The following is a 13233-nucleotide window of genomic DNA, read 5'->3' as shown; positions in this document are numbered from 1 at the left end:
TTTTGACATAAGACCAAAAGGAAAGGTGTTTTTTGATAAAACTTTTTATCTGTCAAATTCAAATAATGTTTCGATTGGAACATCTAAGACTCTTGAAATATTAACAGCGAGTTCAAGAGATGGGTTGTACTTTGCTTGCTCTAGCCTTCCTATCGTTTCCCGGCGTATGCCAACAGCTGTTGCTAATTCATCTTGTGTCATGTCTTTTAATAAGCGGTATTTTTTCACATGTGACTCAAAAGATGCCATCATTAATCCTCCTTATCATACTTATAAGTTAGATAAGCCCAGCTATTTAGACCAATAGAAAAGGTAAATGAAAAGATTCCAAGAGTCCATCTATATAGAATTTCGTAATCAGTAAATAAAAAACTGATCGCTAAATTCGAAATTAACCCAAATATTAAAGCTATTTTTAGAGCAGTCCCTGCTGCTTTGTTTTTATTTTCAATCAGTCTTTCATCATACATTGTCCCTAACTTGTATAGCCAAATATATTGAAACCCTGAAAAAAATGAAAAGAACAGTAAAAAATTTGGTTCTCCTTTAACCCCTAATACACCTATACAGCCTAAAAAACCAATTAACCAACTTTTATTTGTTAGTTCTTTCTTCATTTAATTCTCCTCCTAAAGTGATATATTTATCTCTTAATGATACAAATATATCACTTTAGAGATAGTTTATCAATGGAAAAGAGTTTATATATAAAAAACCAAAAAGAATTTATATCTTTCTGGTTTTTTTAAATTTATTATTTCTTCTTCGGCTCGTCATCGTCCATTTTAAGAACGGCCATGAAGGCTTCTTGTGGGACTTCAACTGATCCGATTTGTTTCATCCGTTTTTTACCTTCTTTTTGTTTTTCCAGCAATTTACGTTTACGAGAGACGTCACCACCATAACATTTCGCCAATACGTTTTTACGTAAGGCTTTAATATCCGTACGAGAAACAATCTTCGCACCAATTGCGGCTTGGATAGGCACCTCAAATTGTTGTCTTGGAATTAATTTACGTAGTTTTTCAACGATGGCTTTCCCACGTTCGTACGCAAAGTCTTTATGCACGATAAAGCTCAAGGCATCAACTTTTTCAGCATTTAGTAAAATATCCATTTTAACTAAGTTACTTGTTCGATAACCAATCAATTCATAATCAAGTGAGGCATAGCCTTTTGTCCCTGATTTTAATTTGTCAAAGAAGTCAAAGACAATCTCAGATAATGGAATATTGTAGACGATATTTACACGGTAATCATCTAAATAATCCATCGTCACAAACTCACCACGTTTACGTTGAGAAATGTCCATGACAGCCCCAACATAATCATTTGGTACCATGATTTGTGCTTTAACATAAGGCTCTTCCACGCTATCAATTACACCTGGCTCTGGGAATTCTGCCGGGTTGTCAACGATGACTTGTGACCCGTCAGTTAGATTGACATGATAAATTACAGACGGTGCGGTTGTAATCAAGTCTAAATTAAATTCACGTTCTAAACGCTCTTGGATAACATCCATATGTAGTAGTCCTAAGAACCCACAACGGAAACCAAATCCTAATGCTTGAGATGTTTCCGGCTCAAAATCAAGAGCAGAGTCATTTAATTGCAAACGTTCAAGTGCTTCACGTAAGTCATTGTATTTTGATGTATCAATTGGGTATAATCCACAATACACCATTGGGTTCATTTTGCGGTAACCATCTAAAGGTTCGCTCGCCGGATTATCCGCTAATGTAATGGTATCCCCTACTTGTGTATCTTGAATATTTTTAATACTTGCTGTTAAGTAACCAACGTCTCCTACCATCAAGAAATCTCTTGGAACAGCTTTTGGAGAGAAAATGCCCACTTCACTAACTTCGTATTGAACACCGTTATTCATTAATTGAATCGTATCTCCTGGTTTTACGACACCATCAAAGACACGAATATTTAATACAACCCCACGATAAGAGTCGTACACAGAGTCAAAAATCAGTGCTTTTAGTGGTGCGTTCAAATCACCGTCAGGAGCTGGTACGTATTCAACGATTTGTTCTAAGATATCTTCAATCCCAATTCCAGCCTTTGCACTAGCTAGTACGGCTTCACTCGCGTCAATCCCAATCACGTCTTCGATTTCTTTTCTAACACGCTCAGGATCTGCTGCAGGTAAATCTATTTTATTAATAACTGGTAAAATTTCTAAATCATTATCAACGGCTAAATACACGTTGGCTAACGTTTGAGCTTCAATCCCTTGAGCTGCATCTACCACAAGAACAGCCCCCTCACAAGCGGCTAAACTGCGTGACACTTCATAAGTAAAATCGACATGCCCGGGTGTATCAATTAGGTGAAAAATATATTCTTTTCCATCTTTCGCATTATAAGTTAACTCAACGGCATTTAATTTGATTGTAATACCGCGTTCTCTTTCTAAGTCCATTGAATCAAGTAACTGCTCTTGCATTTCACGGTCAGAAACGGTTTCGGTCTGTTGTAAAATACGGTCAGCAAGCGTTGATTTTCCATGGTCAATATGTGCTATGATGGAGAAATTCCGAATAGATTCTTGTCTTTTTTTCATTTCATCAAAATTCATCGTTATCTCCTACTTTCTATTAATCAGCATTTTCAATTATACCAATCTTTTGAGTGTTTTTAAAGTATTTTCAATATATGTTTGATATAATAAACATTATCAAACAATAGGAGAAAGATAAATGGAATCAAAAGATGCACACGAGAATTTAACCTTAAAAAAGGTCGAACTAAAATATTTGAAACAATTTAATGAGTTACTTCGTTATGTCTTTCAAGTTACTGACTCTGATATTGAGGAGAGTGGCTATGAAGATGAGTCAGAAATCATTCGTGCCAAACGTCCTGTTTTAAGGGAAGCAGATGTTTATGGTTGGTTTACTCAAGATGATGAGTTAATTTCTCAATTAGCTATCTATCCTTGTGAAGTTAACATCCATGATACTGTCTATGAAATGGCTGGTTTAACTGGTGTTGGAACGTACCCAGAATACACCAACATGGGATTAATGAGTGAGTTGATTAAATTGGGTTTAGTTAAAATGCGTGATAATAAGCAATGGATTTCTTATCTCTACCCTTATAATATCCCTTACTACCGTCGTAAGGGCTGGGAAATTATGTCCGATAAAATATCATTTGAAATAAAAGACACACAACTTCCAAAACCAGTTGACGTGCCTGGATATGTTGAACGCGAGAATATTGACCATGAAGATGTTTACAAAGTCTATGACGCATTTGCTGAACAAAACCATGGGGCAATGATTCGTTCTGATTTAAACTGGGAAGAATATTGGCGTTGGGAAAATGAAGAAGAACGGACAGCTGCTATTTATTATAGCGCAGATGGTGATCCTTGTGGGGTTTGTTTTTATTGGATAGCTGAAGAAGTGTTTCATATCAAAGAGATGTTTTATTTAAACCAAGAAGCTAGAAAAGGGCTTTGGAATTTTGTGTCTGCCCATTTTTCAATGATTGACCGTGTTGTTGGTGCTACCTATAAAAATGAGCCAATTGCCTTTTTATTTGAAGACAGTGAAATAAAAGAATCCATTGAGCCTTACTTTATGGCACGCATTGTAGATGTTGAGCAATTCATCAAACAATACTCGTTTATCACTACGGGTAAACCATTCCACTTTGTTGTGACTGATCCTATTGCTGAGTGGAATAATAACCACTTTAGTTTAATGTGGGATGAGGATAATCATTTGACTGTAACAAATGAAGCTATTGGAAATCCTGTTTATGTTGATATTCAGACGCTCACTGCTCTTCTAATGAGTTATAAACGTCCGTCATATCTTTATCGTATTGAACGATTAAAAACGGATAAAGAAACACTTAGAACGCTTGAGAGAATCATTCCTGATCAAGAAGCATACTTTAGTGATTATTTCTGATAACGTGTTTGATTTCATAAAAAAGGACTTAGCAAGAATTCATGTCTTGTTAAGTCCTTTTTCCTATATATCAGATTGATTAACTGGCCATCTAGTTTGTTGTTTGCTTGGTAAAATTAATGTAATGAAGATAATAAAATTACCAATAACAGGTAAAAGATAAAATAAAATCCACCAGTTACTATGATCCCTGTCATGCAATCTTCTTGCACGAACAGTAAAATTTGCTAACCAAATTAAAATAGTTAGCACAACAAAAATAATCGTTACCGAATTCCACTCTTTAATGACCCTTGAACCGTCAGACATAAAATCAATATACTTGTAGGTCCCTGTCAGACTAGTGTAGAGAGCTAAAACAAAATAATTGATCACTTGTGGCCACCAATATTGAGCTCGTGTAGATGAAGCATTCATTACTGTCATATTATTCCAATATTCTCTATAAGCGTTTATCATATAATCACCTCCTATTTTTTCATTGTAAAACAACTTAACAATTAGTCAAACATTATATTATTTTGGTAAATAATTTGGTAACAGCTTTAATAATAAGTCTGTTAAAGCATCAGGTGTCATAGTACTTAAATCAACTTGTCCTTTAATAACGAGTTCCATTAATTCTATATAGGCATACCCCAATGCACCAGTAATAACCATTCCGACACCACCAGATATAAGGCCTCCACCAAGTGTTCCAACACCTGGTACTAGTTTAGCAATATTACCAGCTAATGATTTTCCTGATATCATTGCAGCATAGACCCCTAACATACTAGTTAAAGCTGTTTCTATTTTTTGCTTATCAACTTCAATTCCATAAATTGAGGTGATTTTGGTCATCATCGCTGTTTGTGATGTCATCATTATCGGAGCATCTGCCCCAGGGATGGGAGCAAATCCCGTTCCAAAATTAGCGGCCATAGTAGCGGTCACAACTTTAACAGCTTCATTATGTTTGACTTTGATAGAAGCTTCTTGTGAATGGATAAATGACGCTTGTAACCCTTCAGGTAACAGTTCAACAGTAGCATCGATTAATTCTTCAATCCCAAAGATGCCTTGATGTTCTGTTTGCTTTGCTAGTACTAGTATAATATCAAAGGAAGAGTCGATTAATTTTTCTATTTCATTTTTCAAAAGGGTGGCTTCTTTTATGTCAAAGCATTTTGTCAATACAATAATAACAGGTAAATTTTGATTAACTAGCCACTTGATAAATGATATTTCAGCCTCTTCAATTCTAGCACCTGATCCAGAAATAACATACCACACAACATGGACATCATCGTCTGTTGTTTCAGTTGCTTGAACTTTTTTTATTAGTTGTTGGATAGGGTTTCGTTTGAATGATTTGATCACGCTTTTTATATCAAACCCCATCTTACTAATTTCAAATCCTACAGTATCATAAATTCTAACAGGAAAATTTTTCTGTTCAATCAAATGAATATCCTCTGTAACAGGTTTACCAACGCCCGTTTTTACTAAATCTTCACCAAATACCGTATTAATCAGTGTGGATTTACCAACGCCACTTTTTCCTGCAATCAAGAGATTAACCTTTTTTAGCTCTTTATTTTCTTTCTTAACATTATTAAATGTTTCTTCAACATATTTTTTATAATTCGCTTGATCCATGTTCTTTTACCTCCTTTTATAAGAATCATTAACATGATAAAACATTATACCTGATTAAATTACAACGTATCAAAAAACTCTATTAATGACTCTTCAAACTCTGAAGCACCAAAAAATCCAATGTCTTCTTCCTCTTCAATCTCATGAACAATCTCCGCTAATCTAGGGTTATCTAGCAACGAATGACCAGGAAGATAGGTTTCATAAGCTTCCATGATACGATTACTATTAACGTCTTGATTGGCTGCCCATCGTCTGATTTCTAATTCTTGTTTTTCTGTCCGATATTTTTTTCGTGTGGTCGCCAATGTCTCAGTCGTAAAATGCTCTGTAATATCTCCTGATTCAATGTCTCCCACAATATCATGAATTTCTTGACGACTGTCTTCATCCATTGGAATAATGTGTTCCTCAATGGCTTGTTTATTAGTTTCGTCAGTCTTATCAATGTAGTTATTCAATAGCTCAACTAATTTATCGTAGTCAATGATTTCAGCAGAGTATTTTTCCAAAGCAACACGAATCTCGGTAATGTCAGGTCTTTTTTCTTGTGGTAATAACTCCACCACATCATTCAGGCGTGCTTGTAATGCTCCTAGCTCTTCGGTATTTTTGATGTCCAACATGACTTTTTTACCAGTTGGCTCATTATCTGCGTTAAATTCCTCAACCTCTGTACCCAAATCATACCCTTGTCTCATTAGACGTTGGATTTTATCTTGTGTTGATGCGGCTAATTTAGCAAATTCTTCGCGTTCCGTTTCAGAACGAGGAATTTGACTGAAATCTTCTCCTGCTAATTGTTTCAATCGACTGACAGACGGAGATAATTCCTCTATTTGACTACTTTGTGAGGTCGCAAAAATCCCATCATCTTCCAGTTCTTTTTTATCTTCTTTTTCACTTTCTTTTTTCGCTTCTTCTAGTGTATCATTGCCGCCTTTTGTATAGATGCGTAAGGCATTTTCAACAAAGGATTGCATCTCATCACCCTTACGATAAAAACGCACTTTTCCATAAGGTTTGCTGCTGCGGTCAAACGTACGATTGGTTCGTGACATTGCTTGAATCAACATACCTTCTTTCAGCATTTTATCCATGTAAATCATATTGATATACTTTGAATCAAATCCTGTTAATAACTGGTCTGATACAATCACTAAATCGAGTCTATCTTCATCAAGATTTCGATTGTAAGGTTTTTTTCGTGCCAAACGTTTGGTGATATCTGTAATATACGCACGCTCTGGATCTTTAGCATGTAAGATACTTGGTGTATTGTACCTTTCTGCATACTCACCAATCGCTTTTTTCAAACTTTCATTCAGTTCTTTTGTGCCTGTTTCATTGCTTTCATCTTTTGAAAAAGTCATCGCAACTCGCAAGTTTGGTGCTATCTCTTTAAACAGATTGTAATAAGACACAACCGCTTGTTTACCTGATACCGCAAGCATCGCTTGAAAGACGTTTTTCTCTTGTATCCCACCAATAACTTCCCCACCTGAGTTTTTATCCCAGTGACCTAGTATATCCTCAATCACTTGTTGTCTATATGGAATACTACTATAAATTTCTTTTTCATACTCTTTTTCAGTAAAGTCTTCTGACGGGTTAGTGATGGTATAATCTGGTCTATAATACGTCACGTCAAAGCCTAAAACATTGCCATCGCCAATCGCATCTTTAATCGTGTAGCTATGAAGTCTTTTACCAAAAATATCATGCGTTGAAATATCCCGTGTGGTATTCACATCATTTAGTGTATCACTGTAAAAGTTTGGTGTACCAGTAAAACCAAACCACGTTGTCTTACTGAAAGCTTTTTTAATTAATTTGACTGAGTCTCCACTTGCCGAGCGATGAGCTTCATCCATGATGATGACATTCCAATCATTGTTTGTCAGTCCATTTTTTACTGCTTTTGTTAACCCTTGTACTGAAATCAACAAGATTTTTGACGTCCCTTTATGATTCAACTCTTTTTTTAGTTGGCGACCGTTCACTTTTTTGATGCGATTTTTAAAGTGAGTATAGGCAAAATCTTTAAAGTTTTCTAGCGTTTGTTCGATTAAATCGACTCTATCCACGATAAATAAGACATTTTTCACTCGAGGAGCAGAGGCTAGTAATTGGGCGACTTTAAAAGAGGTCACTGTTTTACCAGAGCCTGTTGTGTGCCAAATATAGCCACCCTCTTTTTCAAACAATCCATTTTGCTCTACTTCTTTCATTCGTTGCAAAATGTTTCGTGTGGCTTGTATTTGATAACTACGCATGACCATTAGGTTATCACTTGATGCGTCAGGTATCATATTGACTGTGACTAAACGATGTAATGCCGGAATCCCCATTACTTGATGCGCAAACTCAAAAGCATCTGAAATATCTTGTCCCTTGTCATCTCGCCAACCAAACACAAATGTTTTATTATAATGCTCAAACGCATTGGGACGAGCCATATAATGAGCTGCATGTTGACTCATGATAAATTGCACTTGGACAAATGAAAACAGTCCTGTATACATGCCATCTCCGTGATAACCTTTTAATTGCTCAAACGCACTCCACTGATTTTGTAAATGCTCATCTTTTAACTCTACATGAGCAACTGGCAAACCATTAATCAGTAACATCAAATCAATGATTCTCTTGGTCGTCAAAGCAGTAGGAAGTTCAGTAAAATGAACTTGATTGACTATTTCATATCGTGATCTACCACCAGCTACATCATCTTCAAAGAAAATCTCGATTTCCAAGTTTGAGCCATCATCTCGTGTGATAGGAATCGAACCAACTCCCCCAGCACCAACAAGTAATAATTGGGCATCATATGGCGTTTTGATTCGTTGGAGCTCTTGCATAATTAACCCAAACTCAATATCTGATAGCGACACTCCATTTAGTTTTGGGGCATTGACTTCATTTAAAATATCACGCCAGTGTTCTTCTAATTTTTTAGTACTAACACCTGACAAATCTTTCCGGTACGTCCATCCTTCAGACTCCAACTTCTTTATCAGTGCTTTTTCAAATTTATCCTCCGCCATTGTATCCCTCCTTTACTACCTTAAACAAACATTTTTTGCAGATACCCTTTTTTCAATTCTTTCAATAAATCTAACTTACGCTGATGAAGTGCGATAGTGTCGTCTAGTTGCTTGAAGAAGTTTCCGATTTGGGATTGTTCTTCCATATTTTTGGGAAAGGATACGATTGTTTTTTGTAGGTTTCCTTTACTAATTGAGGATACTTTAGACCCTTGCATCAATCTTAAAAGCTGTCTATGATAAACATCAGAGTTAATATAATATCCTAAAAAGAATTCTGCCTTTTTTTCTTTTGATCTTGCAACAATAGTATGCAATCCTGCAACAAGATTTTCATCAGTAATACCACTAACTTCTACAGCTTTTCCTACAGTTTCATCTTCAGCTGCATCTGCAAAAATTAAGTCACCATTTTTTAGTAAATTGGAGTTATATTTTTCTAATTTACCATCAGTAATATATGGGATTTCATCTATCTTAATATTTAGAATAGTAGAATATTTGATTAATATATCACCATAGTGGACACTTTTAACATCACCCTCATCATAGTTTAACAATGCTCTAGACAGTGAGTTTGTGGATACAGGAAAATTAAAACAATCACTAAACTTACGCTGTTCCCAAGCGTCAGTAAATCCTTCAAAACGAATTTCAGGTACTACTTCATCTTTTTTAGGGAACATTTTTTGTAAAAATCCTTTTTTCTGTTCTTTCAATAAATCTAACTCACGCTGATGAAGTGCGATAGTGTCGTCAAGTTGTTTGAAGAAGTTACCGATTTTAGTTTGTTCTGTCATATTATTTGTGATTTTAACACTAATATTAGCTAAAGTTTTTGTTCCTAAATTAGGCGGGTCTGTACCAGCTAACTCATTATCTATTTTATCTACTGTACTTTGTTTTTGTATTAATTGATAAGTAAATTCTTTATCCAATTCAAATTCTAATTTTGCCACACGTTGATTTAATAAAGATTCCTTATCCACTCTACCAATTTTTAAAGTATTATTTAAAATCGGTCTTGTTAATGCCATCACATAATCACCTTTATATAGTTGATAGTTTGAATACTTGTCCCAGAATTCTAAAGGTAAAAAAGACTCAGTTGTCCAATCGACACCATTTTTATCTACATTTGCGATTTTCAACCATGGAATTCCATTTGTAACAGAGTCTTTGCTACTAAATGCATTTCCACCATTTAGTTTTATTACATCTGAAAGCTTACGCTGTTCCCAAGCATCAGTAAATCCATCGAAACGAATACTTGGTGTTAACTTATTTACCATCGTGAGTCGTCTCCTTTGCATTGCCCCATATCTTAGATAGTTTACTAGTACTGTTATCTAGTTGTTGTTTAGTATCATCATTTGTTGCAACAAGTTCTTGTAGCATGCTCATCAGACTAGCTTGGCTATCTTGTAACTCTGTTTCGATATCTAGTAACTCTGTTGCCACTTTATCAATGTCGATAGGTTCTTCTTCTTCAAAAGTATCAACATAACGGGGAATGTTTAAGTTGTAGTCATTTTCTTTGATTTCTTCAAGGGTTGCTAAGCTAGAGTATTTCTCAATTTCTTTTCTTTCTATGACTGTTGAAACAATTTTTTCAATATCTTCTGCTCGCAATTTATTTTGACTTTTTACTTTTTCAAACTCTTTACTTGCGTCAACAAATAAAATATCTGATTCTTGACGGTGTTTTTTCAAAATAATCACACTAACAGGGATAGATGTATTTAAAAATAGCTTGTCTGGAAAACCAATGACTGCCTCAATCTGATGCTTGTCAATCAACGCTTTACGAATACGTCCCTCTGCACCACCACGAAATAGAACGCCGTGTGGTAAAATAATCGCCATACGTCCACTATCGTCCAAATGATACAAACAATGTAGCAAGAACGCATAATCGGCTTTTGTTTTCGGTGCGACACCATATTCGCGCCAACGCGGGTCATCTTCTCGCTCTTTGTTATCCCAATGAGCTGAATAGGGTGGATTTGCCATGACAGCGTTGAACATTCTTGGGCTATCTTTTCCATCCACAACCCCATCTGGCCAATCACTTTCTAGTGTGTCAGCATGCTTGATATTAATATCATTGTACTCCACACCATGCATCATCAAGTTCATACGAGCCAAACGATACGGCGTTGCATCACGTTCTTGACCAAAATATTTAATCACTCCACGTTTATCAGAGTGTTTCATGTAACTCGCCGTTGTTAAAAGGAGTGACGCTGATCCAACAGTTGGATCATAAATTGAAAAGCTTTCTTTATCTTCATGGCCATGAGTTAAAATACGTGCCATCACGTTTGATATTTCTTTTGGCGTATAGTATTGTCCCATATCAGACGCTAATACTGTCGCAAATTGAGCAACCAAATACTCATAGATATCCGAAATCGTATCCCCATCACCAGATAAATCAAATTCAGGAGCGGACAATAACTCTATCATTGACATCATGACACTTGAACGAGATTGTGCATTCGACCCTAAGTCAGCACTATCAAAACGCATACCATCAAAAATCCCTTCAAAATCTGCTTTCGCTTCAAAAGCAATTTGTTGGTTAAATCGTCCAAATGTATCACTCATCATACTAATATTAAAACGGTCTTCATCGATCGCTTGCTGCCAATCACTAAAAAAGTCTCCTGGCTGAATGGCATAACCTAAATTTTGTTTCATATAGTCCATTGCTCTTTGGCTATCTTCTGTAAAAACGCTTTCCCACGTTTCGTCGCCACGAAGAACTTTTTCTAACCACTTTGTACTTTTTTCAGATAAATATTTATAAAATAAGATGCCAAATATGTAATCTTTATAAGCTGTTAGACCGATTTGTCCTCTAGTTTGATTAAGCATATCCCACATTTTTGTTTTCTGTTCGCTTGATAAAGCCATTATTTTTAACCTCTTTCTCGTTTCTTTAATAAAAAATAATCTACCTATATATTACTATACAGGTAGCTAATTTAATAGATTATTATCAGAAATCGTTATTTCTTCTTTTATACGTACTCATGATGTTTTTGGGTATTAATCGTTTCAAAAACAAAAACACCAATCTATGACGAGATTTCCACTCATCATAAATTGATGTTTTTATAAAAATAAATTTTAGTGTTTTCTTCTAATATAAAAAGCACCCATTGACATTAATAATATGCCTGCTCCATGGAAAATAGGGCTCATCGAATGATCTTCACCTGTACTTGGTAAATTCGGTTTATTATTATTTGTTGTACCATTTCCATTAGTTCCAGGTACTTTTGATACATTGTGAGAGTTTGTCAAAGTAATATGTCCTTTACCATTATCTGTGACAGTAGCAGTATAACCTTCTGGTACATCCACTTCTTTTACTATATACTCAATGGTTTTACCATTTTTCTTTTCATCTAACTCTTTCCAAGTATATTGCCACTTGTTACCTTCGTTTAGTGTCACGGGTTTACCTGATTCTTTGCCATTGGCGTAAAGTTGAACACTAATATCTTGTGGACGAATACCATCTTGATTGTTTGAATCATCTCAAACTTTTTCTCCTTCAATAGTTACTTTTTCTGGTGTATGTTCATTTTTTAAATATAAATCTTTACCACCATCGGTCGTTTGAATACTTAAATTGTAGTCTTTAGAATCAAATTCTTCCATAACGGTATAATAGGCAGTTTGACCATTTTCATTTTTTAATGGTAGATTTTTCCAAATATATTCCCAATCATTTGCTTCATCTAGATATTTAATGTCTCCAAATTTTGTCTCTTTTCCAGTGGTAATACTTTCAGATTGGTCAAAACTGTAAGGTTGGTCACTTTGATATAGCTGTACTGCTAAGTTCTGAGGTCTTAAACCATCTTGATTATCTCGATCGTCCCAATGCTTTAATACTGAAAATGACGTTTCAGCACTATCAAAATCAATACTAGCAAGAGTAACTAATCTTTTTTCTATTGGTTGTAAAGGCCCAATTGGCTGTAGAATCGGTTTAGCATACATAGTAGACAACATAATAAGATTCTTTACTTCTAATAAGAGCATCAATATTACAATATAATTCTGAATCAGATGCTTTATTTTCATCAATAATTTTTTTAGGAATGCTTATTTTTATTGTTCTCCTTGCAAAATCTGGCTGGATTGAGACCTCATTTGTGATATCCGTTACTTTTCCATCATTAAGTAATTGAACTTCAATATTGGTATCTTTATCATCAATTTCAACTAGTTTTTCTGTTTCAGCATCCATATTGTCTTCAAAGATCATATTGTAGTAATAATTGTCTTTATCTTCCCCGTTTGGAACAATCTCTTTAACGTTTATTTCTATATTATCTATTTTATTGATAATTTCTTGATAACTATCATTATCATCTGTTTTTTCTTTTGCTTCTTCATATAATTGTTGAATTAAAGGATTTGATTCAATCACAATGTTATTAAAATTTGCTCCGGTTAATTTCCATATAGCGATTTGTGTAGCAGTATACCTCGTTAAATGATTCGCTTGTTGATAATCAGGTACATTATTTACAGGACTATCTTTATCAATATTTGTATAATAATTTTGCATCAATCATAGAACTGGA

Annotated in this window: 12 protein-coding genes and 1 pseudogene; 1 reads left to right on the top strand and 12 read right to left on the bottom strand. The window is 34.9% G+C overall.

Going from position 1 to position 13233, the window contains the following annotated elements; translation table 11 throughout:
* Positions 1 to 45 precede the first annotated feature (45 nt).
* The 3 genes from MN581_RS01275 to lepA all read right to left on the bottom strand — a co-directional run bounded on the left by MN581_RS01275 (position 46) and on the right by lepA (position 2593).
* Positions 46 to 249, bottom strand: coding sequence for a helix-turn-helix transcriptional regulator (locus MN581_RS01275; protein WP_071456850.1), 204 nt, complete (start codon positions 247 to 249; stop codon positions 46 to 48).
* 2 nt (positions 250 to 251) lie between these two features.
* Positions 252 to 617: a DUF3796 domain-containing protein gene (locus tag MN581_RS01270; RefSeq protein WP_241699004.1), complete on the bottom strand. Its 366-nt coding sequence runs from the start codon at positions 615 to 617 to the stop codon at positions 252 to 254.
* A gap of 137 nt (positions 618 to 754) precedes the next feature.
* The gene (gene lepA / locus MN581_RS01265; RefSeq protein ID WP_241699003.1) at positions 755 to 2593 is read right to left on the bottom strand and encodes a translation elongation factor 4; all 1839 of its coding nucleotides are present in this window, start codon (positions 2591 to 2593) and stop codon (positions 755 to 757) included.
* A gap of 121 nt (positions 2594 to 2714) precedes the next feature.
* Here lepA and MN581_RS01260 point away from each other — a divergent pair, with 121 nt between their 5' ends.
* Positions 2715 to 3938, top strand: coding sequence for a GNAT family N-acetyltransferase (locus MN581_RS01260; RefSeq protein ID WP_241699002.1), 1224 nt, complete (start codon positions 2715 to 2717; stop codon positions 3936 to 3938).
* A gap of 63 nt (positions 3939 to 4001) precedes the next feature.
* Here the strand turns inward: MN581_RS01260 and MN581_RS01255 are convergent, their stop codons facing one another.
* The 9 genes and pseudogenes from MN581_RS01255 to MN581_RS01220 all read right to left on the bottom strand — a co-directional run bounded on the left by MN581_RS01255 (position 4002) and on the right by MN581_RS01220 (position 13217).
* Entirely contained in the window at positions 4002 to 4397 is a 396-nt protein-coding gene (locus MN581_RS01255; protein WP_117972318.1) for a DUF805 domain-containing protein, read from the bottom strand.
* Between the two features lie 57 nt (positions 4398 to 4454).
* Positions 4455 to 5579, bottom strand: a complete 1125-nt coding sequence (locus MN581_RS01250; RefSeq protein WP_241699001.1) for a GTPase — start codon at positions 5577 to 5579, stop codon at positions 4455 to 4457.
* A gap of 59 nt (positions 5580 to 5638) precedes the next feature.
* Positions 5639 to 8626 (bottom strand): type I restriction endonuclease subunit R, encoded by a 2988-nt coding sequence (locus MN581_RS01245; protein WP_241699000.1) that lies wholly within the window; start codon positions 8624 to 8626, stop codon positions 5639 to 5641.
* Between the two features lie 20 nt (positions 8627 to 8646).
* Positions 8647 to 9918, bottom strand: a complete 1272-nt coding sequence (locus tag MN581_RS01240; protein ID WP_241698999.1) for a restriction endonuclease subunit S — start codon at positions 9916 to 9918, stop codon at positions 8647 to 8649.
* The gene (locus tag MN581_RS01235) at positions 9908 to 11545 is read right to left on the bottom strand and encodes a type I restriction-modification system subunit M (protein WP_241698998.1); all 1638 of its coding nucleotides are present in this window, start codon (positions 11543 to 11545) and stop codon (positions 9908 to 9910) included. The genes MN581_RS01240 and MN581_RS01235 overlap by 11 nt, the downstream gene beginning before the upstream one ends.
* 216 nt (positions 11546 to 11761) lie before the next feature.
* Complete coding sequence (locus MN581_RS10065) at positions 11762 to 11938, bottom strand: LPXTG cell wall anchor domain-containing protein (RefSeq protein WP_277756525.1); 177 nt, start codon at positions 11936 to 11938, stop codon at positions 11762 to 11764.
* Positions 11939 to 11941: 3 nt separating this feature from the next.
* Positions 11942 to 12163: pseudogene (locus tag MN581_RS10060) on the bottom strand (Cna B-type domain-containing protein); the annotation flags it as partial.
* 12 nt (positions 12164 to 12175) lie between these two features.
* Positions 12176 to 12655, bottom strand: a complete 480-nt coding sequence (locus MN581_RS01225; RefSeq protein WP_241698997.1) for a Cna B-type domain-containing protein — start codon at positions 12653 to 12655, stop codon at positions 12176 to 12178.
* On the bottom strand, positions 12633 to 13217 hold the full coding sequence (locus MN581_RS01220; protein WP_241698996.1) for a hypothetical protein: 585 nt from the start codon (positions 13215 to 13217) through the stop codon (positions 12633 to 12635). Before MN581_RS01220 ends, MN581_RS01225 begins: the two co-directional genes overlap by 23 nt.
* Positions 13218 to 13233: the final 16 nt, after the last annotated feature.

The sequence above is a fragment of the Vagococcus sp. CY53-2 genome (assembly GCF_022604695.1).
Taxonomy (GTDB): Bacteria; Bacillota; Bacilli; order Lactobacillales; family Vagococcaceae; genus Vagococcus.
Note: the sequence above shows the minus strand (reverse complement) of the source record. Positions and strands in the feature narration are given on the sequence as shown.